At 73.2% G+C, this 22575-nt stretch carries 23 protein-coding genes; 16 read left to right on the top strand and 7 right to left on the bottom strand.

The genetic code is table 11. The features are described from left to right. Positions 1 to 25: 25 nt before the first annotated feature. The 3 genes from lipA (at position 26) to J5Y04_RS35575 (ending at position 2166) form a co-directional block, all read left to right on the top strand. Positions 26 to 979, top strand: coding sequence for a lipoyl synthase (gene lipA, locus J5Y04_RS35585; RefSeq protein ID WP_209416663.1), 954 nt, complete (start codon positions 26 to 28; stop codon positions 977 to 979). A gap of 161 nt (positions 980 to 1140) precedes the next feature. Beyond that, positions 1141 to 1326, top strand: coding sequence for a hypothetical protein (locus J5Y04_RS35580; protein ID WP_209416662.1), 186 nt, complete (start codon positions 1141 to 1143; stop codon positions 1324 to 1326). A 150-nt stretch (positions 1327 to 1476) separates the two neighbouring features. Beyond that, the gene (locus J5Y04_RS35575) at positions 1477 to 2166 is read left to right on the top strand and encodes a DUF4191 domain-containing protein (RefSeq protein ID WP_148645436.1); all 690 of its coding nucleotides are present in this window, start codon (positions 1477 to 1479) and stop codon (positions 2164 to 2166) included. Between the two features lie 184 nt (positions 2167 to 2350). Here the strand turns inward: J5Y04_RS35575 and J5Y04_RS35570 are convergent, their stop codons facing one another. Continuing rightward, positions 2351 to 2818 (bottom strand): RDD family protein, encoded by a 468-nt coding sequence (locus J5Y04_RS35570; protein ID WP_209416661.1) that lies wholly within the window; start codon positions 2816 to 2818, stop codon positions 2351 to 2353. A gap of 253 nt (positions 2819 to 3071) precedes the next feature. On the opposite strand from J5Y04_RS35570, the gene glnA reads away from it, so the two are divergent. From glnA to J5Y04_RS35530, 8 genes are all read left to right on the top strand, one after another. Continuing rightward, entirely contained in the window at positions 3072 to 4484 is a 1413-nt protein-coding gene (gene glnA, locus J5Y04_RS35565) for a type I glutamate--ammonia ligase (protein ID WP_209416660.1), read from the top strand. Between the two features lie 141 nt (positions 4485 to 4625). Beyond that, positions 4626 to 5513: a LysR family transcriptional regulator gene (locus J5Y04_RS35560; RefSeq protein ID WP_209416659.1), complete on the top strand. Its 888-nt coding sequence runs from the start codon at positions 4626 to 4628 to the stop codon at positions 5511 to 5513. A 492-nt stretch (positions 5514 to 6005) separates the two neighbouring features. Next, entirely contained in the window at positions 6006 to 6665 is a 660-nt protein-coding gene (locus J5Y04_RS35555) for a hemerythrin domain-containing protein (RefSeq protein WP_307853468.1), read from the top strand. Positions 6666 to 6795: 130 nt separating this feature from the next. Continuing rightward, entirely contained in the window at positions 6796 to 8019 is a 1224-nt protein-coding gene (locus J5Y04_RS35550; protein ID WP_209416658.1) for an MFS transporter, read from the top strand. 228 nt (positions 8020 to 8247) lie between these two features. Further along, the gene (locus J5Y04_RS35545; protein WP_209416657.1) at positions 8248 to 9558 is read left to right on the top strand and encodes an SgcJ/EcaC family oxidoreductase; all 1311 of its coding nucleotides are present in this window, start codon (positions 8248 to 8250) and stop codon (positions 9556 to 9558) included. A gap of 95 nt (positions 9559 to 9653) precedes the next feature. Next, positions 9654 to 10121: a MarR family transcriptional regulator gene (locus J5Y04_RS35540; RefSeq protein WP_209416656.1), complete on the top strand. Its 468-nt coding sequence runs from the start codon at positions 9654 to 9656 to the stop codon at positions 10119 to 10121. A gap of 446 nt (positions 10122 to 10567) precedes the next feature. Continuing rightward, positions 10568 to 11923: a diacylglycerol kinase family protein gene (locus tag J5Y04_RS35535; RefSeq protein ID WP_209416655.1), complete on the top strand. Its 1356-nt coding sequence runs from the start codon at positions 10568 to 10570 to the stop codon at positions 11921 to 11923. Further along, positions 11916 to 12485 carry a phosphatase PAP2 family protein gene (locus tag J5Y04_RS35530; RefSeq protein WP_245206112.1) on the top strand — a complete coding sequence of 190 codons (570 nt, stop codon included), beginning with the start codon at positions 11916 to 11918 and terminating at the stop codon, positions 12483 to 12485. Before J5Y04_RS35535 ends, J5Y04_RS35530 begins: the two co-directional genes overlap by 8 nt. A gap of 98 nt (positions 12486 to 12583) precedes the next feature. Here the strand turns inward: J5Y04_RS35530 and J5Y04_RS35525 are convergent, their stop codons facing one another. The 3 genes from J5Y04_RS35525 to J5Y04_RS35515 form a co-directional block, all read right to left on the bottom strand. Continuing rightward, positions 12584 to 12871, bottom strand: a complete 288-nt coding sequence (locus J5Y04_RS35525; protein ID WP_209416654.1) for an amphi-Trp domain-containing protein — start codon at positions 12869 to 12871, stop codon at positions 12584 to 12586. A gap of 432 nt (positions 12872 to 13303) precedes the next feature. Then, positions 13304 to 14446: a PP2C family protein-serine/threonine phosphatase gene (locus J5Y04_RS35520; protein ID WP_209416653.1), complete on the bottom strand. Its 1143-nt coding sequence runs from the start codon at positions 14444 to 14446 to the stop codon at positions 13304 to 13306. A 214-nt stretch (positions 14447 to 14660) separates the two neighbouring features. Then, a complete protein-coding gene (locus tag J5Y04_RS35515; RefSeq protein WP_209416652.1) occupies positions 14661 to 15878 on the bottom strand; it encodes a cytochrome P450 in 1218 nt (405 codons plus the stop codon). Between the two features lie 142 nt (positions 15879 to 16020). Between J5Y04_RS35515 and J5Y04_RS35510 the strand changes: the two genes are divergently transcribed. Further along, the gene (locus tag J5Y04_RS35510) at positions 16021 to 16386 is read left to right on the top strand and encodes an arsenate reductase family protein (RefSeq protein WP_148645418.1); all 366 of its coding nucleotides are present in this window, start codon (positions 16021 to 16023) and stop codon (positions 16384 to 16386) included. A gap of 134 nt (positions 16387 to 16520) precedes the next feature. Here J5Y04_RS35510 and J5Y04_RS35505 read toward each other — a convergent pair whose 3' ends face one another. Beyond that, positions 16521 to 16991 (bottom strand): pyridoxamine 5'-phosphate oxidase family protein, encoded by a 471-nt coding sequence (locus J5Y04_RS35505; protein WP_209416651.1) that lies wholly within the window; start codon positions 16989 to 16991, stop codon positions 16521 to 16523. Between the two features lie 79 nt (positions 16992 to 17070). Between J5Y04_RS35505 and J5Y04_RS35500 the strand changes: the two genes are divergently transcribed. The 3 genes from J5Y04_RS35500 (at position 17071) to J5Y04_RS35490 (ending at position 19060) form a co-directional block, all read left to right on the top strand. Continuing rightward, positions 17071 to 17622 carry a DUF1697 domain-containing protein gene (locus tag J5Y04_RS35500; RefSeq protein ID WP_307853467.1) on the top strand — a complete coding sequence of 184 codons (552 nt, stop codon included), beginning with the start codon at positions 17071 to 17073 and terminating at the stop codon, positions 17620 to 17622. A 56-nt stretch (positions 17623 to 17678) separates the two neighbouring features. Beyond that, positions 17679 to 18224, top strand: coding sequence for a DUF1707 and FHA domain-containing protein (locus tag J5Y04_RS35495; protein ID WP_209416649.1), 546 nt, complete (start codon positions 17679 to 17681; stop codon positions 18222 to 18224). Positions 18225 to 18466: 242 nt separating this feature from the next. Further along, complete coding sequence (locus J5Y04_RS35490) at positions 18467 to 19060, top strand: hypothetical protein (RefSeq protein ID WP_209416648.1); 594 nt, start codon at positions 18467 to 18469, stop codon at positions 19058 to 19060. A 161-nt stretch (positions 19061 to 19221) separates the two neighbouring features. Here the strand turns inward: J5Y04_RS35490 and J5Y04_RS35485 are convergent, their stop codons facing one another. Further along, complete coding sequence (locus J5Y04_RS35485; protein ID WP_307853466.1) at positions 19222 to 19857, bottom strand: TetR/AcrR family transcriptional regulator C-terminal domain-containing protein; 636 nt, start codon at positions 19855 to 19857, stop codon at positions 19222 to 19224. 149 nt (positions 19858 to 20006) lie between these two features. On the opposite strand from J5Y04_RS35485, the gene J5Y04_RS35480 reads away from it, so the two are divergent. Further along, the gene (locus J5Y04_RS35480) at positions 20007 to 21566 is read left to right on the top strand and encodes an FAD-dependent monooxygenase (RefSeq protein ID WP_307853465.1); all 1560 of its coding nucleotides are present in this window, start codon (positions 20007 to 20009) and stop codon (positions 21564 to 21566) included. Positions 21567 to 21656: 90 nt separating this feature from the next. Here the strand turns inward: J5Y04_RS35480 and J5Y04_RS35475 are convergent, their stop codons facing one another. Next, complete coding sequence (locus tag J5Y04_RS35475) at positions 21657 to 22436, bottom strand: hemerythrin domain-containing protein (protein ID WP_209416647.1); 780 nt, start codon at positions 22434 to 22436, stop codon at positions 21657 to 21659. Positions 22437 to 22575 lie beyond the last annotated feature (139 nt).

Genomic DNA, 22575 nt, shown 5'->3' with positions numbered 1-22575 from the left:
CCCCGTCTAGTTCTAGGAGTCGCACGTGTCCGCTGTCGCACCCGACGGCAGGAAGCTGCTCCGCCTGGAGGTCCGCAACAGCGAGACCCCCATCGAGCGGAAGCCCGAGTGGATCAAGACCCGCGCGAAGATGGGCCCGGAGTACAACGCCCTCCAGTCGCTGGTGAAGAAGGAGGGGCTGCACACGGTCTGCCAGGAGGCCGGCTGCCCCAACATCTTCGAGTGCTGGGAGGACCGCGAGGCGACCTTCCTCATCGGCGGTGACCAGTGCACCCGCCGCTGCGACTTCTGTCAGATCGACACCGGCAAGCCCGCCGAGTTCGACCGCGACGAGCCGCGCCGCGTTGCCGAGTCCATCGTGACCATGGACCTCAACTACGCCACCATCACCGGCGTCGCCCGCGACGACCTGGAGGACGGCGGCGCCTGGCTGTACGCCGAGACGGTGCGCCAGGTGCACGAGATGACGGCCGCGCGCGAGGCCGGGCGCACCGGCGTCGAGCTGCTGATCCCCGACTTCAACGCGGTGCCCGAGCAGCTGGCCGAGGTCTTCTCGTCCCGCCCCGAGGTGCTGGCGCACAACGTCGAGACGGTTCCGCGGATCTTCAAGCGGATCCGGCCCGCGTTCCGCTACGAGCGCTCGCTGGACGTCATCACCCAGGCCCGCGCGGCCGGGCTGGTCACCAAGTCCAACCTGATCCTGGGCATGGGCGAGACCCGCGAGGAGGTCAGCCAGGCGCTGGCCGACCTGGTCGGCGCCGGCTGCGAGCTGATCACCATCACCCAGTACCTGCGCCCGTCGCTGCGCCACCACCCGGTGGAGCGCTGGGTGAAGCCGCACGAGTTCGTCGAGCTCCAGCAGGAGGCCGAGGAGCTGGGCTTCGCCGGCGTCATGTCCGGCCCGCTGGTGCGCTCCTCGTACCGCGCCGGGCGGCTCTACCGGCAGGCCCTGGAGCGCCGCGAGCAGGCGGCGGTCTGACCGGACCGGCGACTTCAGGCCACCGAAGGGCGGAGCCGAGGCTCCGCCCTTCGGGTTCTTCGGGTTCATCCTGCTTTGACTGGCAGGTCACGGACTGGTAACACGGGGTGGTGATGATGAGACCGTTCGAATCATTTCCGCCACGAGGGGAGCTGTTCGACATGCAGGTCGGCATCCGGTCCGTGGGCACCGCGCTGCGGCTGGCCGAGAGCGTATTGCTGGCGGGCGGCCAGCGCCAGGCCCGGCGCAACGCCTGGGCGGCGGTCTGCGAGAACCGCCGGTACGCGGCGGACCGCGAGCGCGACACGCGCCCCGGCAGCCCGGCAGCCGGGGCGGCACACCGGTAGCGGGGCCCGCCCGACAGGCCCCGCACCGTCGGCCGGGTGCCCGGTGTTCGTACCCGTACGCAGCCGCGCGGGTTCACCCGGGTCACGGTTCGGGGCGAACGGGCACCCGGGCTTGGATATCCCGTACCCACGGCACGTACCATGAGCGTTATGGCGAGGGAAACATCCGAAAACCCCGGGCGGCTGAAGCAGATCCGCCTGGCGTACACCATGACCAAGAAGGTCGACACCAAGATCGGCCTGATCATCGCCGGCGTCGGCCTGCTGACCTTCGGCGTGTTCCTCGCCATCGGCTTCGCAATCGACCACCCCATCTACCTGGGCATCCTGGGCTTCATCGTGGCCTTCCTGGCCATGGCGATCGTCTTCGGGCGCCGGGCCGAGCGCGCAGCGTTCGGGCAGATGGAGGGGCAGCCGGGAGCCGTGGCGGCGGTGCTCAACAACATCCGGCGAGGCTGGAGCGCGAGCCCCACCCCGGTGGCGGTGACCCGCAACCAGGACGCGGTCTACCGCGCCGTGGGCCGGGCCGGCATCGCGCTGATCGGCGAGGGCAACCCGAACCGGGTGCGCCAGCTGCTGGCCTCGGAGAAGAGGAAGATGGCCCGGGTCGTCGGTGACGTCCCTGTGCACGACATCGTGGTGGGCGACGGCGAGGGCGAGATCCCGCTCAAGAAGCTGCAGATCCACCTGATGCGTCTGCCGCGCGCCATCACCCCGGCCCAGGTCACCGAGACCAACGACCGGCTGCGCGCGCTGGGCGACCTGCTCTCCAAGGCGCCGATCCCCAAGGGCCCGATGCCCAAGGGTGCCCGGATGCCCAAGGGCGGCCAGGCCCGCTGATCCACCCCTCCCCATTCGTACGAAACGGCCCCGCCGCGGAAGTTCCGCGGCGGGGCCGTTCGACGTTTGCAGGGGCCTTGCGGGGGGGCCTTCACGACCTCACCGCCGGACCTCCAGGACCTCACCGCCGGGCCTCCACGGCGCTCGACCGCCGAGGGGCGCGTTCAGGGGCCACCCTCCGGCGTCAGATGCGGACCTCGGCGGTGCCGACCGCCTTGTCGTGCAGCCCGCGGGAGTCACGGTCCCAGACCAGGGCCGGCACCAGCAGGCAGAGCAGCAGCGTGCGCAGCAGCACCTGCGGGATGGTCGCGCGGCTGCCGTCCAGGCGCACCACCCGCAGGCCGAACAGCCGCTTGCCGACGGTCGTCCCCGTGGTGGCGAGCAGCAGCACGGTGACGGTGAAGAAGAGCGGGGTGGTCCACATGTTGGCCGAGCCCGGGGAGCCCTTGGCGATCAGCCCGAAGGCGACCAGGGAGACGAGCCAGCCGTCGACGAACAGTGCGCCCAGCCGGCGGCCCGGGCCGGCGATCGAGCCGGGGCCCTCCTGCGGCAGCCCGAGGCGCTCACCGCGGTAGCCGAAGTCGGTGCCCATCTTCTCGGCGGCCGCCTTCGGGCCGTCGATCCACGATCCCAACGCTTCTCTGGTGTCCACGAATCCACACTAACCGGGCGGGCGGTCCGGACCTGCACCGCCTCCCCCGGAGGGTGAATCGCGTCTCCGGGCGGTTTCCAAGTGGTCCAGACCACTCGGGAGGCCCGCCCCGGGAGGGCGAAGCGTTTTGTCCCGGAGCGTACGACTTTGCCGCCCGTTCAACACGGCCGGTTAACATTCAGGAAACGACCGGGTCACCGGTTGGAAACGGGCCATTCCTAGGGTGAGCCCATTCGCACGCCGAGGAGGATGGATGTTCAACAACGCCGCCGAAGTGAAGCAGTTCATTCAGGACAACGATGTGAAGTTCATCGACGTCCGGTTCTGCGATCTGCCGGGCGTCATGCAGCACTTCTCCGTGCCCGCGGCCACCTTCGACCCGTCCGAGATCCTGATGTTCGACGGCTCGTCGATCCGCGGCTTCCAGGCCATCCACGAGTCCGACATGGCACTCGTCCCGGACCTGGCCACGGCCCGGCTCGACCCGTTCCGCACCGAGAAGCACCTCAACATCAACTTCTTCATCCAGGACCCGGTCACCGGCGAGGCCTACAGCCGCGACCCGCGCAACGTCGCCAAGAAGGCGGAGGCCTACCTCGCCTCCTCCGGCATCGCCGACACCGCGTACTTCGGTCCCGAGGCCGAGTTCTACGTCTTCGACTCGGTCCGCTTCGACACCAGCGCCAACGCCTCGTACTACCACATCGACTCCGAGGCGGGCGCCTGGAACACCGGCTCCGCCGAGGGCGACGTCCGCGGCTACAAGGTCAAGTACAAGGGCGGCTACTTCCCGATCCCGCCGGTCGACCACTTCGCCGACCTGCGCGCCGAGATGTCCCTGGAACTGGCCGCGGCCGGCCTCGAGGTCGAGCGCCAGCACCACGAGGTCGGCACCGCCGGCCAGGCGGAGATCAACTACAAGTTCAACACCCTGCTGCACGCCGCCGACGACCTGATGCTGTTCAAGTACATCATCAAGAACGTCGCCTGGCGCAACGGCAAGACCGCCACCTTCATGCCGAAGCCGATCTTCGGCGACAACGGCTCGGGCATGCACGTCCACCAGTCGCTGTGGACCGAGGGCTCGCCGCTCTTCTACGACGAGCAGGGCTACGCCGGGCTCTCCGACACCGCCCGCTACTACATCGGCGGGCTGCTCAAGCACGCCCCGTCGCTGCTGGCCTTCACCAACCCGTCGGTGAACTCCTACCACCGGCTGGTCCCGGGCTTCGAGGCGCCGGTCAACCTGGTGTACTCGCAGCGCAACCGCTCGGCCGCGATCCGCATCCCGATCACCGGCTCCAACGCCAAGGCCAAGCGCATCGAGTTCCGCGCGCCGGACCCTGCGTCCAACCCGTACCTGGCCTTCGCCGCGATGCTGATGGCCGGCCTCGACGGCATCAAGAACAAGATCGAGCCGCTGGAGCCGGTCGACAAGGACCTCTACGAGCTGGCCCCGGAGGAGCACGCCAACGTCCCCCAGGTGCCGTCCTCGCTGCCGGCCGTCCTGGAGGCCCTGGAGGCCGACCACGAGTACCTGCTCGCGGGCAACGTCTTCACGCCCGACCTGATCGAGACCTGGATCGACTTCAAGCGGACCCACGAGATCGCCCCGATCGCCCTGCGCCCGCACCCGCACGAGTTCGAGCTCTACTACGACCTGTAAAGCTCCCTCCGACCTGCGGGAACAACCCGACCGGCGCACCCGTTCCGGTCACCGGTCCTGCGCACCGAGCAGCGATCACCATATACTTCTGCGGCTCGACGGCCTCCGGGTCGTCGGGCCGCAGAAGTACACGGGGGCGTGATGGAACTGCGGGACATCGAGATCTTCCTGGTGCTGGCCGAGGAGTTGCACTTCGGCCGGACCGCCGAGCGGCTCCGGGTCTCCCAGGCCCGGGTCAGCCAGGCGATCAAGAAACAGGAGCGGCGCATCGGCGCCGTGCTGTTCGAGCGCACCAGCCGCACCGTGCGCCTGACCGACGTCGGACGCCAGCTGCGCGACGACCTGCAGCCGGTCTACGCGGGCCTGCACGAGTCCCTGGAACGCGCCCGGCTCGCCGCCCGCGGCGTCACCGGCCGGCTCCGCGTCGGCATGATGCCGTTCAACGTCGTCGACCTGCACTTCTACTGGAGGGAGTTCCGCTCCCGGTGCCCGCAGTGGGAGCTGGAGATCCGCCAGCTGAACTACATCGATCCGTTCGGCCGGCTCCGTGACGGCGACCTGGACGTCCTGGTCGTCTGGCTGCCCGTGAAGGAACCGGACTTCACCGTCGGCCCGGTCCTGTTGACGGACCCCCGGATCCTCGGCGTGTCCGCCGACCACGAGCTCGCCCGGCGCACGTCGGTGCGACTGGAGATGTTCGCCGACTTCCCGCACCCCATGCCACCCGCCATGCCGGACTACTGGGAGGACGGCTACCTGCCCTTCCACTCGCCCCGGGGCCGGACGATCGAACGCGGTCGGCCCGTGACCGACGCGGAGGACCTGATCAACCGGGTCGGCATGGGCGAGATCATCCACGGCTTCCCCAGCCACGTCACCCGGCACTGGGGCATGCCGAACGTCCGCTGGATACCCGTCCCGGACCTGACGACGCTCTCCTACGCCCTGGTCTGGCGGACCGACGCCGAGAACGAGCCGATCCGCGCGCTCGCCGACACCGTGCGCGAACTCGGCACGTTCCGGTTCTGACGCGCCGTCACGTCCCGCAGCCGAGGAAGCCGCTGCCGCCGGCGGGGTGAGGATGCCGTCGCCGGCGAGGTGGCGATCGGCTGCCGCGGAGTGCCCGACCCGCCGCCCGACGGCGGAGCCGCGCGGTGTGCGTCGAGGCCGCCGGCCGCACGGAGCCGTTCGGCCGTCCCGACCGGAGTGCGACTCATCCGCCAGGCCGGGAGGTCCTCCCCGTCGCGTCGTTCCGCCACCGCTCCCGCACAGCGATAACGGTCGGGTTATCGATCGACGCACGAAGCCTGCGTTGATCCGGACACGGCTCCCGCGGGAGGCTTGAGGCACCCGGGCAGGGGGCTCGTCGAGGGCCTCGGTTCCAACCCGCCGCCCCTGCCCTCTCCATGATGTCCCGCTCGTCAGGCGTGGCTTTGCGCTGCCCTGTTCCCGGAGAACCAGTCACGACGCCACTGCCTGACACGGGCTCACCCGGTCACCGGCACCAGGAGTCAGACAGACGTGCGAGACAGGTTCGACATGACCGTGACGTACGCGATGCACAACGCCTTGCGAAGGGAGTTGCACCACCTTGCCCGAGCCGCCACCCGCGCCCACCCCGATCCCCGGAACGTCCTGCGCAGCGCCGCGGGCTGGGAGCTGTTCCGGAGTGCTCTGCACGCCCACCACACCGCCGAGGACGACGCCCTGTGGCCCTCGCTGCGCCAGGCCCTGGACGGCCGCCCCTTCTCCCTGGTGCGGCTGGAGGCGATCGAGGCCGAGCACGCCTCGCTCGCCCTCCTGATCGAGGCGATCGACCAGGCGCTGGCCGGCCCCGATCTCGGGCTCGACCTGTTCGGCGAGCTCGTCGGCTCGCTGGTCACCGGTCTACGCGGACACCTCCGCCACGAGGAGGAAGCCGTCTTCCCGCTGGTCCAGATCATCCTGGGCAAGGAGCAGTGGGAGCACTTCGGGCGCGTCCACGCCCAGCGGATCGGGGCCGACGCGGCACGGATCCTGCCCTGGCTCCTGGACGGCGTCACCGGGCGGACCGTGGCCGCCGTTCTGACGCAGCTCCTGCCCGAGTCCGCGCACCACGCGTACGCGCACCGGTGGCAGCCCGCCTACGCGGTGCTCGACCGGTGGGGTACCCGGGGCGCCCTGACCGTCACCCCGCCCTGAGCCCCGCCCTCCCCCGATGCCCTCCGCCGTTCTCGGCGGGTTGGCGTCCCTTCCTCTCCCGCGGTCAACGGGCGGGTCCCTGCCCGTGGACCGGTTCCCGCACAGCCCGTCCCACACAAGGAGTTCCCTCATGACCATCGTCGAGCCCGTCCAGGGCACCGACGCCGGCCACGTGCCGACGCTCGGGCCCGGTCTACCGGCCGTCGTCCCGCTACGACGATGGCTCGCCCTGGCGGCGGTGGCCGTCGGCACCTTCGCCATGGTGACCGCCGAGCAGTTGCCGATGGGGCTGCTCACTCCGATCGGCGGCTCCTTCGACGTCTCCGAGGGGACGGCGGGCCTGATGGTGACCGTGCCCGGTCTCGTCGCGTCCGCCACCGCGCCGCTGCTGCCCGTGCTGATCCGGCGCGGTGACCGGCGTACGGTCCTGATCGTCCTGCTGGGTCTGATGGCCGGGGCCAACCTGTTGTCCGTACTCGCCCCGGACTTCACCGTCCTGCTCGCCTCGCGGTTCCTGGTCGGCATCAGCATCGGCGGCTTCTGGGCGCTCGCCGCCGGGATCGCGGTGCGCATGGTGCCCGCCGCGTACGTGGGCCGTGCGACCGCCATCACGTTCGGCGGCGCCACGGCAGCCAATGTCCTGGGTGTGCCGGCCGGCACCCTGATCGGGGAGTTCAGCAACTGGCGGGCCGCGTTCGCCACCGTCGGCGGCCTCGGCCTGCTCGTCGTGGGCGCCCTGCTCGTCCTGCTGCCGTCGCTGCCCGCGAGCGACCCGGTCCGGCTGCGCACGCTCGGGGCGCAGTTGCGCAACCGTGCCGTCCGCGCCGGGGTGCTGACCACGTTCCTGCTGGTGGGCGGTCACTTCGCGGCGTTCACCTTCGTCAGCCCGGTGCTGCAGGACGTCTCCGGCATCAGCCAGGGCATGGTCGGCCCGCTCCTCCTCGTCTTCGGCGCGGCCGGCATCCTCGGCAACTTCCTGGCCGGCGCGCTGGTGGGACGTGACGTCCGCCGCGTGATCACGGCCATCGGCTTGCTGCTCGCCGTGATCCTGGCGCTGTTCCCGATCGTCGGTACCAGCCCCGTCGGCGGGATCGCGCTGCTGATCGGCTGGGGCCTGGCCTTCGGCGGGGTTCCGGTGAGCGTGCAGACCTGGATCCTGCAGTCGGCGCCCCGGGAGGCCGAGGCGGCCACCGCCCTGAACACCTCGGTGTTCAACCTCGCCATCGCCCTCGGTGCCCTGTTCGGCGGCCTCGTCGTCGACGCCGCCACCCTCACCGCCGCGCTCTGGGTCGGTGCGGCGGTCGGCCTGCTGACCAGCCTGACCGTCTGGCGGACTCGCGGCACTACCGGCTGACGCCGGAACTGACGCTCGCTCAGCCGTGGGCCCTGACCGTCCACGAGGTGGCGCGCAACATCCACGCGCACCCGACCCTCGGGGAGGCCCTGAAGGAGGCGATCCACGGCATCGCCGGACAAATGATCAATCTCTGAGACGAAACCCCGCGCGCACTGCGCGGATTCGAAGCACGTCACCATGCCATCGGACGAGACGCAACGCCTCGTTCGTCAAGACGGGAATGTCATGAAGGTTCTGCTCACCGGTGCCACCGGCTACATCGGCTCCGCCGTCACCGACCGCCTCACCGCCGCCGGCCACCAGGTCGTCGCGCTCACCCGCGGCGCCGAGCCGCGGCCCGGCCGGGCCTGGCACGCCCAGCTGGTCGGAGACACCGCCGACCCGGCCTCGCTGGCCGGCGCGGTGACCTCCGAGATCGAGGCGGTGATCCACCTGGCTCCCCCGAGCGGCGACGCCGATGTCGACACCGCCGCCGTCGAGGCGCTCGCCGCTCCGCTGCGCGGCACCGGCCGCCCCTTCGTCTACACCAGCGGCGTCTGGGTGCTCGGCGCCACCGGCACGGCCCAGGAGGTCGGCGAGGAGAGCCCGACCAACCCGATCGACATCGTCGGCTACCGCCCGCGGATCGAGCAGCGGGTGCTGGCCGAGGCCGCCGAGGGCGTACGCGCGGTCGTCGTCCGGCCGGGCATCGTGTACGGCCGCGGCGGCGGCATCCCCGCCATCCTCGTCGACCGGGCCCGCCGGCAGGAGGTGCCCGAGTACTACGGCGAGGAGGGTGTGCGCTGGCCGACCGTCCACGTGGACGACCTGGCCGAGCTGTTCGTGGCCGCCGTCGAGCGGGCCGGGGCCGGCACCGTCTGGCACGGCGTCGGCGAGTCGGCCGTCCCGGTCCGTGACCTCGCCCGGGCCGCCGGCCGGGCAGCCGGGGTGCTCGCCACCCCGCACGCGGTGCCGGCGGAGCAGGCCGCCGAAATCTTCGGCCCGCTCTTCGCGGACGCGCTCGCCCTCGACCAGAGCGTCAGCGGCGCCGCCGCCCGTACCGCCCTCGGCTGGCGACCGGGCCGGCCGGGCGTGCTGACCGAGCTGGTGTCCGGCTCGTACCGGCCGGTCGAGGTGTTCGGCGCCCCCGACGGCCCGGAGACCGACGCCGAGGTGACCGCGATCCGCCTCCTGGTCGCCGAGGTCGAGCACGCCCAGCAGAACGAGCTGGTCGACCGGTTCCTGGGCGTCTTCCGCCGGGAGGACCCGGTGTGGACCACCGGCCACGGCAAGCGGCTGTCGGGCTTCGAGGAGATCGCGGCCTTCACCCGGAAGGTGCTGCCCGGTGCGACGGCCGAGTCGTCCGCCGTCTACGACGTCGAGCGCGTGCTCTTCCTGCGGCCCGACGTCGCCGCGGTGAACGTCCGCCAGCAGCCGGTCCGCCACGACGGCACCCGGATCACCGACCGGCCCGAGGGCCGCCCCTTCTACATCGTGGTCAAGGAGGACGGCACCTGGCGCATCGGCGCCGCCCAGAACACCGTCGCGGTCGACTGACGACCTGCACGGCTTGCACGACCTGCACGGCTTGCAGGGCAGGCGCGGCCTGCACGGCAGGCTTCGCGCCCGAAGTGACAGCAGAGGAAGATTTCATGACGAACCAGCAGATGTCCGATGCGGAACTCGCCGGACAGCCCGCCGCCTACTGGACCGGTGTCGCCTACGAGGCGCTGATCGCGTACACCCGGGCCCGGCAGGCCGAGAAGAGCTACACCCAGCCGCAGTTCTGGCTGCTGCGCAACCTGTCGGCGAACGACATCTCACCCGATGGCGAGGGGATGACCCTGCCCGAGCTGACGGAGGCCATGAGGTCCTACCTCCGGCCCGAGGACGACCTGGCGGCGGAGTCCGCGGTGCTCGTCGAGCGCGGCTGGCTGAGGCGGGACGGCGAGGACCGCCTGTGGCTCACCGGGGAAGGGGAACGAGCCCGGGTCGACCTGGCGCGCAATGCCCCCGCGATCCGCGCCGCCCTCCACAAGGGCATCGACGACGCGGACTACGTCACCACGGTGAAGGTGCTCCAGCAGCTGATCCGCAACGCGGGCGGGACGGTGGCCTGACGGGCCGACGGGCCTCGTTTGCCCCGCCCCTCACGAGCCGGCGCGGGGTGCAGCCGGTCAGCCCGGTTGGCCGACCGATCAGCCCGACCGATCAGCTGAGACGAACACCCCTGGTCCGACCACCTGACGAAGTGGCCGGACCAGGGGTCTCGTGCCGATGGGGAGCGGCCGTGAGGGCAGATCCGACGCCTGACCGCCCACACGGAGGTTGCCGGCACTGTCGGACGATCGGACGCAACCGCGTGTGCGCTTCCCTCACGCGGAGGCCGCCGTCCCGCATCGCGGGCCCGCGATGCGGGCGGACCCGCTGGGCCGTCCGCCGTTCGGCCCTCACCGGGTGCCGGGCCGGCCAGTGGCGGACATCCTGGCACGGGTGGCACCACCGTGTCGTACCTCCCGCCACGGGGACCGACCTGGCGCCGTCCGGGACGGCAGGAGGGAGCGCAATGGGCCCGACCGATTCACCCACGGCCGCGCGGGGACGTCTGCTGGCGCGGCTGGCACTGGGCTTCCTGGCGGGCGCACTGGTGGCCCTGGTGGCCGTACGCGGGCCCGGCGGCCTGCTGATCGTCGTCGTCGGGGTGGCCTGCCTGGTCGTCGCAGCGGCCGGGACCTGGTGGGTGGTGTCCCAGCACGGCACGCTGCGGGTGGTCGGGGCGCTGCTCACCCTCGCCGCCCCCGCGGCCGTGCTGGTGCTCTACGCCTGGGCGGACCTGTGGCCCGCCGCACTGGCCGCCGTCCTGCTCCTCGGGGCGGCGGGGCTCTGTGCCAGGGCGGCCCTGCGCGTGACCGGAAGGCCCCAGGGCATGCGGGCGGTCCCGTCCCGGGCTCCCCTGCATCCGGTGCTGATCATGAACCCGAAGTCCGGGGGCGGCAAGGTCGAACGCTTCGGGCTGGTGGAGAAGGCCGAGGCACTCGGCGCGCGGGTCGTGCTGCTGGACCCGTCCACCCGGACGGACGTCGGGGCGATCGCCCGCCGCGCCGTGGCCGACGGCGCGGACCTGCTCGGGGTCGCCGGCGGCGACGGCACGCAGGCCCTCGTGGCCGCGGTCGCCGCCGAGCACGACCTGCCGTTCCTGGTGATCAGCGCCGGCACCCGCAACCACTTCGCCATGGACCTCGGCCTCGACCGCGACGCTCCCGACCGGTGCCTCGACGCGCTCAGCGACGGCGAGGAACTGCGCGTCGACCTGGGCACGGTCGACGGCCGGCCGTTCGTCAACACGGTCTCCTTCGGGGTGTACGCGCAGATCGTGCAGAGCCCCGAGTACCGCGACGCCAAGGCCGGCGCCACCCTGGACGCGCTGCCCGACCTGCTGCACGGCTACACCGGCCACCTGGTCGACGCACTGACGGCAACCGGCCGTCTGGAGGCCCAGCAGGCCCTGTTGATCAGCAACAACCCCTACGCCGCGCCCACTCCCGCGGCCCTGGCCGCCCGCAGACCCCGGCTCGACCTCGGCACCCTGGGTGTCGTCGGGATCCACGTGAGCAACGCCGCACAGGCGGCGCAGGTCGCTCTCCGCGGCGCCCGGGCTCCCGGGCTGAGCGTCCTGACGTCTCCCGAGGTCACCGTGGTCTCGGACACGGACGTCATCCCGATCGCCGTCGACGGTGAAGCGCTCCAGCTGCCCACCCCCGTCACCTGCGGCATCCGCCCCGGTGCGCTGCGGGTCCTGGTACCCAGGAACCGGCCCGGTACGCCGACGGAGGCGCCGCCCCTCGACTGGCGCGCACTGCTCTCGCTGGCCCTCGGCCGGCCCCGGTCGGCCCCGGCCACGTCGGACCGCGCCGATGGCTAGCGCCCGTGACGTGGTGCGCGACCTGATGGCCCTCGACAGCGCCGTCTACGCCACGGTGGCCGCCACCGACACCCCGACACTCGACCGCGGCCTGCGACGCCTGTCGTCCGCCGCCGACCACTCCAAGCTCTCCCTGGCCACGGCCGGGTTGCTCGCCCTACGCCCCGGCCGGACGCGGCGCGCGGCACTGCTCGGCGTCCTCGCCGTCGGGACGGCCTCGGCCGGCGCGAACCTGGTGGTCAAGCAGCTGGTGCGACGCCCACGGCCCGACCGCCTGGCGGCCGCGAGCACCATCGAGCGCCACGTCCCCATGCCCTCCACCCCCTCCCTCCCCTCCGGGCACACCGCCGCCGCGGTCGCCTTCGCGGCGGTCACCGGATCCGCTCTTCCCGCGCTCGCGTTCCCGCTCGGCGCGCTCGCCTGTGCGGTCGGGTACTCCCGCGTCCACACCGGAGTCCACTACCCGGGCGACGTGGCGGTCGGGGCGCTGATCGGCATCGCCAGCGCCGCCGCCGTGACGGCCGGCGCGAACCACTGGGCGCCGAAGCCCCCCTGCCGGTGACGGCGGATTCCAGGAGCTTCGGCGCCCAGGCCGGTGACCGGCCGGGGGCTCGGGCGATCTGCGGCGGGCGCCCCGGCCGGGCGGGATCCCAGCCCGCCTCAGCCCGGTGAGGACTCGTCCTGCGGGCCGGTCGCCGGCCGCGGCGAACCCGTACCGGCCGACGGGACCGGCCACTTGAGCTCGACTTCGAGTTCGAGCTGGCCATCGCCGAGCTCGATCTCGATCTCACTGCGGAGTTCCTCGGGGATCCGCAGGCTCACCGTCCCGGGGCCGAAATCCAGCTTGGCACCATCGCCGTGCCGCAGCGCGTCGGCGATCGCCGACAGCAGGTCCGCGGCCTCAAGGCGCGACAGAGACTTCTTCTGCTCGAACTTGAGGTCCTTCACAGCTTCCTCCAACCCTCGGTGGGATCGCACGCCCCGAAGAGCCGCGCCGATCTGCCTCGCGGATGTTCCCGGCCCCGGGGGCCCGGGCTCGCGGAGCCGCACCCGGACCGCGCCGCCCTCGCCGGTCGAACCGCCGGCCTCTCCGTCGAGGCTCCCGGACACCGATGCCTCCTCGGTGTCGAGGGCCTCCGGCTCCACGCCGGTGACGCCACCGTCCGTGTCCTCCCCGCGAAGGCGGGGCCGGGAGTCCGAGCCGGCCACCCGGGCGGGACCGGCCGCGCTCGACCGGTTGAAGGCCGCTTCCCAGCATCCCCCACCCGTGGGAGGAAATCGATCTGTCCGCCTCGCCGTGGCGTACCGGGTGGCGTGACGCAGACGAGGTGGGACGACACCGCCACGGCCGATGCCGGCAGTGGTCGGTCCCGGCAGTGGTCAGTCCCGGGCGAGGGCGAGGACGGCGAGGTCGTCGGCGAGCGCGCCGGCGTAGGCGTGGACGTCGTGGGCGAGGAAGGCGACCAGGCAGTCCGGGGCGGTCGTGCCGAGTGTGGCCAGGCGGCGGGCCAGCGGGTAGAAGGCTCCGGCGGCGTCACGGGCCTCGCTCACTCCGTCGGTGTAGAGCAGCAGGGTGTGGCCGGGCGGCAGGGCCACGGCCGCGGGCCCGGTCGGCACCTCGGGCACGGCCCGCCCCTCGGACACGGCGGCCGCGCCCGGCTCGCCGGGCACGGCCCGGCCGAGGCTGCCGAGGCCGAGCGGCAGCTCGAACGGGCAGCGCACCGGTGTGATGGTGTGACCGGAGAGCAGCAGCGGCGTGACGTGACCCCGGTTGACGATCTCCACGTACTCCGCGCCGGGCCGGTACTGGAGCAGGACGGCGGTCACGAACAGCTCCTCGTCGCCCCGGGCGGCCGCGTCGCGCAGCACCGCGCGGTCCAGCTGCTCGGCCAGTTCGACCAGGCCGGCGGTGTCATGGGCGGTCGCCCGGAAGGCGCCGAGCACGTCCGCCACCGTCCGGACCGCGCCGAGGCCCTTGCCGCGGACGTCACCCAGCAGCACCCGGGCGCCGAAGCGGGTGTCGCAGACCTCGTAGAGGTCGCCGCCGACCAGCACCTCGGCCTCGGCCGGGCGGTACAGGCCCGCCACCCGCAGCCCGCCGGCCCGTTCGGGGACCGGGCGCAGGACGGTCCGTTGCAGGGTCTCGGCCACCGTACGGGCGCGCAGCAGGGTGCGGCCCTGCCGGATCCGCTGCCAGGACAGGGCGGTGCCCATCACCCCGGCGAGCAGCGTGGAGATGTACACCCAGACGTGGTGCTGCTCGCCCAGGTGCCCGGCGCGATGGGCCAGCAGCAGCTGGAGGGCGAGGGTGCCGGCCGTGGCGCCCGCGGTGACGGCCGGGCCGTAGCTGAACGCCACCACGACCGGCAGCGCGGTCAGCAGGAAACCGGCCGCGACGGCGTCCGGGACCACCGCCTCGGCCGCCAGGTCGAGGATCACCAGCACCGCCGGGAGCCAGGCCACCCAGCGCGGCGGTTTCGGGTCCTCGGCCACCGGGTGCGGCGGGCGGGGAACTGCGGGCACGACGGAGACCTCCTGGCCGGCCGGTGGGGGCACCGGTCCGGGGCGGACCGCTCCGGGACGACCGGTTCGCCCTTCCATGCTCCCCCAACGGCGGCGCGGCGGCGCCTTCCGGTGGTCCCGCCCGCAGGGGCCGGACGCCCCAGGTCTCCGCGGCGCCCGGCCGGGGTCGGCGCAGGGTGACCGGCCGGGGTCAGCGCACGGTGACCGGCCGGGGTCAGCGCACGGTGACCGGCAGGGTCTCGTAGCCGCGCAGGACCAGGCGGTCCCGGCGGGTGGACACGCCGCCGGGGGCCAGCCGGGGGAAGCGGTCCAGCAGGGCCGGCACGGCGACCTCCGCCTCCAGCCGGGCCAGCTGGGAGCCCAGGCAGTAGTGCGGGCCGCCGCCGAAGCTGAGCGGCTGGCTGTCTGTGCGGCCCGGGTCGAACAGCTCCGGGCGGTCGTAGCGGGCCGGGTCGTGGTTGGCCGCGCCCAGCAGGACCACGACCACGGTCCCGGGCGGCGTCGGCACGCCGCCCACGGCGAGCCCCTCGGCGGCCGCGACCCGCACGGTGAGCTGGACCGGCGAGTCGTGGCGGAGCACCTCGTCGGTGAGCAGCGCGGGGGCGACCGAGCCGGTCCGCAAGCCGTCCATCACCGCCGGGTGGCGGAAGAGCAGGGCGAGCCCGTTGCCCAGCAGGTTGGTGGTGGTCTCGAAGCCGGCCACCAGCAGCAGCACCAGGTTGGCCAGCAGCTCGGCGCCGGAGATCCGGCCGGGGGCGTCCGCGGCGGTCCGGGCGAGGTCGCTGACCAGGTCGTCCCGGGGGTGGGCCAGGCGCTGCGCGACCAGCTCCGTGAAGTAGTCGGACAGCTCGTCGGCGGCCTCGTCGGCGGCGGTGAGCTCGTCGAGGTCCTGCACCAGCTCCAGCGCGATGGTGAGGTCCCCGGCAAGGCCGCGGAAGCGGAAGCGGTCCGGCCCGGGGACGCCGAGCAGCTCGCAGATCACCTCGACCGGCAGCCGGAAGGCGAAGGCGTCCATGAAGTCGACGGGCGAGCCGTCCGCGCCGCTCTCCGCCATGCCCTCCAGCAGCCGGCCGGTGGCCGCCACCACGGCCGGCCGCAGTGCGGCCACCCGGCGGGCGTTGAACGCCGAGGCGATCAACGAGCGGACCCGGCCGTGGTCGGGCGCGTTGCGCTGGAGGATCGAGCGGCCGAGCAGGGTGACCGAGGAGTGCCGGGCGAGGAGCGGGTCGGACAGCAGCAGCGTCTCGGTGTCCTCCAGCGCGAAGGCCGGGTTGCGCAGCACCTGGCTCGCGGCGGCGTGCCCGATGGCCAGGACGGTGCCCGGCCCGGCGGTGGCGGCCGCGCCCAGCCCGTGCGCCCGCGCGTAGAGCGGGTACGGGTCCGCCCTGCCCTCGCCGGTCATCAGCTGCTCGATGATCGATGCGCCGTCCATCCGGTGCTCCCCTCCCGAGACCCGAGCCCTGGCCTCTCAACCCTCCGCGGGCGGAGGGAAGTTCCCGTGCGTCCCCGGCCGGTCGTGCCCGGCCCGACTCCGGTTCGCCTGCGCCGGGGCGGGCGGTCGGTACGCTGGCCGTATGGAGATCTGGATCAACCCGCGCTGCGGGAAGTGCCGAACGGCGCTCGGCGAGCTGGAGGCCGTGGGCGCCGAGTACACCGTGCGGCGCTACCTGGAGGACCCTCCGACCGCTGCCGAGCTGGAGCAGGTGCTGGAGCGGCTGGGTCTGGAGCCGTGGGACATCACCAGGCTCGACGAGCAGTCCGCCAAGGACCTCGGGATGAAGAAGTGGACCAGGGAGCCGGGCGACCGGGCCCGCTGGATCGCGGCGATGGCCTCGCACCCGATCCTGATCCAGCGCCCGATCATCACCGCGGACGACGGCCACGCCGTGGTCGCCCGGACGCCCGACGCCCTCAAGTCGGTCCTGCCGCAGCGGGGCTGATCCCGGCCGGGGTGCACCGGTGGCGGGGCTCCCCTCCGTCGGTGCCTCCGCCTCCGCCGGTACCTCCGCCGGTGTCGCTCTCAGTGCCGCCGCCGCTACCTCCGTCAGTGCCGCTCTCAGTGCCGCCTGCCGCCTCAGTGCCGCTGGATGCGCTTCACCGGCTCGCCCGGGCGCCAGGACGTGATCCACAGGTGGTCCTCGCCCACGGTGGTGTGCACCACCTGCTCCAGCTCCAGCCGGAAGGCGTGGAACGGGCCGGGCGGCGGCTCCGGGAGATCGGCCTCCCAGGCGGCCAGCTCGACCTCGTCGGTGATCTCGACGGCGCGGCCGGAGACCTTGGAGTCCCCGCCCTCCATCGTCGCGTCGCCCGGGTGGGCGTGCAGTGCGAAGCGGCCGTCCCGCTGGAGGTCGCGGGCCTTCACCGCGCCGAACATCGACCCGAGGGTGAGGTCGGCGCCGACGAACTCCACCTCGGTGCCGCTCACCCGGGGTGAACCGTCCTTGCGCAGCGTCGCCAGGACGTGGTGCTTGTTGGCCTCGAAACGGGCCCGCACGGCGGAGGCCAGATCGGGTGCCTCGTGCTCGAAATCCTGCCAGGTAGCCATGGCGTCAGTCTGGCACCGGGGGCCGACAACCGCCGGTGCGGCCGCGGCGTTCGTCGGTGGCCGGTGCCAGACTGACCCGGTGACCACCACGACCACGTACATCGCCTTCCTGCGAGCCGTCAACGTCGGCGGCCGGACGGTGAAGATGGAACGGCTGCGGGCCCTGTTCGGCGAGTTGGGCCTCGGCGACGTGCGCTCGTACATCCAGAGCGGCAACGTCTTCTTCACCACCGACGAGCCGGATCGCGCCGCGCTCGCCGGACGCATCGAGCAGCACCTGGCGGAGGCGCTCGGCTACCCCGTCCCGGTGATGCTGCGCACCGTGGAGGAGGTCGAGGCGCTGCTCGCCGCCGAGCCGTTCGCGGGCATCGAGGTCACGCCGGACATCCGGCTGGTGGTCAACTTCCTCTCCGAGCCGCTTCCGGCGGACTTCCCCGTCCCGTACACCTCCCCCAAGGGCGACTACGAGGTGATCGGCGCCGACGACGGCACCGCCTACGTGGTGGTCCACCTCCGGGACGGACGGTGGAACACCCCCGGCAACCTCTTCGGCAGGTCCTACCGGGGCTCGGCCACCGCACGGTTCCTGCACACCACCGTCAAGATCCTGGCCGCCGCCAGGAGGAGCTGACGCGGCGGAGGACCGCAATCTGGACAGGTGGGGGCCGGTGAGCCGACAATCGGGCCATGACGTCTCCTGAGATCCGGACCCACGTGGTCCGGCCGTCCGAGGTCGAGCGCGAGCACGCGCTCGGAGTGCTGCGGGAGGGCGCGGGCAGCGGCCGGCTCTCGCACGACACCTTCCTCGGCCGGATGGAGCTCGTGCTGCAGGCCGGCACGCGGGCCGAGCTGGACCAGGCGATGGCGGGCCTGCCGGCCGGGAACCCGGTCGGGCGCTTCCTGCTGCGGACGGTCGGCCAGGTCTCGGCGTTCGGCGTACGGCTGCGCGGGGCGTGGCGGATCGAGCGGCTGCCCGGACTGAGCCTGCCGCAGTCGGGGGAACGGAAGTTGACGATCGGACGGGTCCCCGGGTCCGGGCTGCGGCTGCACGACATCTCGGTCTCGCGCAACCACGCCGAGCTGCGGTGGGAGGGCGCCGACTGGGTGCTGTACGACCTCGGCTCGACCAACGGCACCCATGTGAACGGCCTGCGGATCGCGGGCGGGGTCCGGGTGCGCCCGGGCGACCAGGTCCGCTTCGGCAACCTGGAGTTCCGGCTCGCCTCGGGCTGAGCCCACCCCGGCCGGGAGTCGGCGCGGAACTCCCCGGAAGCGGAGGCGGCCTGACGGGCCACCGACCCCGCGCCGGCGCTCCGGATCAGCCCGTCGGGCCGTCAACCCTGGCCACCGGGCGGGCTGTCAGGCGGATGTCGGACTGGTCGTCAGGGGCCGTTCAGGCAGCGAGGCCACCGGCGGACGACCGTACCCGGGGGCCCGGCGGAGCGGGTGTCGGTGGCCGGTGCGAGGATGCGGTCATGAACCAGGAGACCGAGCTCACCTTCGACGTACGGCGCGAGGCCGAGGAGCGTGCCCGCGAGTTGATCCGGTGCGGCTTCCAGGAGCAGGACGAGATAGCCGAGTCCCTGGTCGAGGAGTTCGAGGACCAGGGGCTGGAGGAGGAGGACGCCGAGGAGATCGTCGCCCCGCTCTGGCGGGAGCGGCTGGCCGAGCAGGCGTCCTGGCCGGAGACGACCGACGTGGACCGGCTGGAGGAGGCGTTCGACACCCTGGAGGATCAGGGCATCGTCGCGGCGATGGACTTCACCTGCTGCGCGAACTGCGGTTACCACGAAATCGGTGGCGAGGCCGAGGCGGACTCGCGCGGCTTCGTCTTCTTCCACCAGCAGGACACCGAGAGCGCGGCCGCCGGGCACGGGCTGATGCTGCGGTACGGCGGGTTCCGGGCCGAGGGCGAGCCCAAGGAGTCGGCGGAGCGGCGCACGGTGGAGATCGGCCGCGAGGTGGTGGCGGCCCTGGAGGCGGCCGGCCTGCCGGTGGAGTGGGACGGCTCGCCGGCCAAGGCCATTGCGGTCACCCCGCTGACCTGGCTCAACCGGCTGCCCGAGTAGCCGTCGACGGCCCGCCGCCCGGCGGCGGGCCGCCCCTGGGGCCGACCGGAGGCGAAGACCCGGGAGCCGGCCGGAGGCGAAGACCCGGGAGCCGGCCGGAGGCGAAGACCCGGGAGCCGGCAGGGGGAGAAAGACTCGATGGGGCCGGGGGCCCGGGGAGCCTAAGGGCCGAGGACCCGCTCGACGCCGGCCACCACGACGGCGAGGCCGCGCTCGAAGCGCCGCTCGAAGTCCCCGAAGAAGTCCTGCCCCGCGGCGGCGGCCAGCTCGTACGCGGGATCGATCTCGGCGGCCCGCTGCTCCGCGTCGTAGCCGGGCGCCCGCTCCCCCGGCACGGGGTGAACGGCCTGCTCCTCGATCACGAAGCCGATGGTGTACGCGTACCCGGTGGTGAACGCCTGCACGGCATCGGCGAGTTCGAAGCCGGCCCGGGTGAGGACGCCGAGCAGGGCGTGCTGGCCCTCGGCGTGGCCCTGGTCGGTGAGCCTGGTGCCGCTGAAGACCTTGGCGCCGTCCCGGTAGCCGAGCAGGGCGGTGCGCAGGCCGCGACAGGTTCCGGCCAGCGCCTCCTGCCAGGAGTCCGGCAGAGCGGCGGGCCCGGCGGACATCCGGCGGAGCATCTCGGTGGCCATCTCGTCCAGCAGCGCCTGTTTGTTGGCGAAGTGCCAGTACAGCGCGGGCGCCTTGACGTCCAGCTCGGTGGCGATGCGGCGCAGGGTGAGGCCGTCGAGGCCGGTCTCGTCGAGCAGCCGCAGCGCGGTGTCGACGACCTGGGCACGGTCCAGCTTCGGTGGCACGACCGGCCTTCCTTCCCGTGGTTGCACGCTCCCGGCACGCGGTCGCGCACCTCGGCGCCCGCGGTCGCGGACTCCCGGCATTGACAATTTAACACCGTTAAGCCCATGCTCTCCCCATCGCCAACTTAACGTCGTTAAGGAGAGTGCTCGTGCTGCCTGCCCAGCCCCGCCCCCGGACCGCCCCGCACCAGGAGCAGACCGACGTCCTGATCGTCGGCGCCGGACCGACCGGCCTCACCCTTGCCTGCGACCTCGCCCGCCGCGGGGTGCGCGCCCTGCTGGTCGAGCGCGCCGCGGAGCTCTTCCCCGGCTCGCGCGGCAAGGGGCTCCAGCCGCGCACCCTGGAGGTCTTCGAGGACCTCGGGATCCTGCCCGCCGTCCGTGAGGCCGGCGGCCCCTACCCGCGGATCCTGTCCTGGCAGGACGGCGAGCGGCAGGGCGAGTGGGACCTCGTCGAGCGCAGCACCGCCGACGACCCGACCGTCCCGTACCCGGACACCTGGATGCTCCCGCAGTGGCGCACCCAGGAGATCCTCCACGCCCGGCTGCGCGAGCTCGGCGGCGAGGTCCGCTTCGGCACCGCGCTCACCGGCCTCGACCAGCCCCTCGACCCCGGCCGGCACCCCGACCTCGGCCAAACCCCCGCCCTCGACGAGCACCCGGACCGGCGCCCCGACCGGGTGACGGCCACCCTGACCGGTCCGGACGGCGGCCTGCGGACCGTCTCGGCGCAGTACCTGGTGGCGGCGGACGGCGGGCGCGGCGCCGTCCGGCGGCTCGCCGGCATCCCGATGGCCGGCGAGCAGGTCGACCCGCAGCAGTCGCTGGTCGCGGACGTCCGGGTCACCGGTCTCGACCGCGACAACTGGCACTTCTGGCCGAAGGGCGCCGGCGGCCCGCTGCTGCTCTGCCCGCTCCCCGGCACCGCCGACTTCCAGCTGCTCGCCCAGTTCGGCGAGCACGCGGAACCGGACACCTCGCCGGCCGCGGTGCGCGAGCTGATCGCGGCCCGCACCCACCTCGCCGCAGCGGCGGTCGGCGACGTCCGCTGGGCCTCGGCCTTCCGCCCGAGCGCGGCGCTGGCCGAGCGGTTCCGGTCCGGCCGGGTCTTCCTGGCCGGCGACGCCGCGCACATCCACTCCCCGGCGGGGGGACAGGGCCTCAACACCAGCATCCAGGACGCCTACAACCTGGGCTGGAAGCTCGGGCAGGTCCTGCTGCACGACGCGCCCGAGGAGCTGCTGGACAGCTACGAGCAGGAACGGCTGCCGGTCGCCGCCGACGTGCTGGAGATCTCCACCCGGCTGCACCGCGCGGGCGCCGTACGGCACGGCAGGCTGCGCGGGCCGCGGACGGAGCAGCTGGGCGTCGGCTATCCGGACGGGCCGCTCACCGTGGAAGCGCGCCCGGGCCTGCCCGAGGAGGCCCTGCGGGCGGGCGACCGCGCACCGGACGCACCGCTGGACGGGTCACCGGCGGGCACCCGGCTGTTCGACCTGTTCCGCGGCCCGCACGTGACGGTGCTCGCCGTCGGCCGTCGGCTGCCGGCGGTGCCGGCCGGGGTGCGGGCACACCGGGTGGACGGCGGGGTCGCGCAGGCGGTCTACGGCGAAGGGCTCTTCGTCATCCGGCCGGACGGCTACCTCGGGCTGGCCACCGACGACCCGGCCGACCTGCCGGGATACCTGGCCCGACTCGGGCTCCGCTGACGCCCCGGGCAGGCCTGGCACATCCCCCGGGCAGGTGGCAGGGGCATATGCCACGCGCGTAGATCATCGGCCCGAAAAAGCGGCCGCCGGTCACTCGGCGGCGCCTCCCAGGATGCCCGCGGCGCCGTCCCGGATGTCGGCCCGGCCCCAGAGCTGCGCGGTGCAGCGCTGGTAGGTGGACTGCCAGTGCGGCCAGTTGCGGGCCACGTCGTCGTCGCAGTCCGCGATCAGCCGCTCGACCAGCGCCGGCTCGACGCCGTCCAGCAGCCAGGCGAGCGCGTCCGCGGTGCCGGGGCCGTCGGCGGAGCGCAGCAGGTCCAGCAGCTCGGGCAGGCTGCCGACCCGGGAGGTCTCCGTGAACACCAGCTCCATCCGCGGCAGCAGCTGGCGCTCCTCGATCCGCAGGTGGGTCTCCAGCCGGGCCGCGAGGTCCTCCATCGCGTAGGCGACCGGCCAGGCGCTGCCCGCGTCCCGGCTGGCGATCCGGACCAGGGTGCTGACCCGGGTGAACGAGTGGTCGAGGTTGTGGTGGTCCGCCTCCAGCCAGTTGAGCAGCAGCCGCAGCTCGGGCGCGAAGCGGCGGACGATCGGCCAGATCCGGGTGTCCTGCTGCTCGTGGTGGCAGGTCAGCATCGCGTTGACGAAGTGCCAGTGCCGCAGCAGCGCCTCGCCCTTGTCGTCCTCGCCGGGCTGGAGCAGCCGCAGCGAGTTGGGCAGCCGCGCCAGGTCGCGGCGGAGCGCGGCGTGCACGAGCCGCAGTCCGGCGAACCGGACGGCCTGCGGCTCCTCGCCGGCGGCGTGCTCACGGTCGGAGCCCCCCTGGGCGGGGGCTGCGGGCGGGGACGCTACGGGCAGCAGATGGCTCGGCATGGCACTCTCTTCACGACTTGGCACGGCTGGTGGAATCGCCATGGGCGGATTCGCGGCTGGCGGTAGGCGGTCCCACCACAGTGGCCGTAGTCGATCAGAGCCGAATCAATGTCCGATTGACGTGCAGGTCAGCGCCCTG

Origin of the sequence: Kitasatospora sp. RG8, assembly GCF_017813315.1 — a bacterium.
Lineage (GTDB): Bacteria > Actinomycetota > Actinomycetes > Streptomycetales > Streptomycetaceae > Kitasatospora.
Note: the sequence above shows the minus strand (reverse complement) of the source record. Positions and strands in the feature narration are given on the sequence as shown.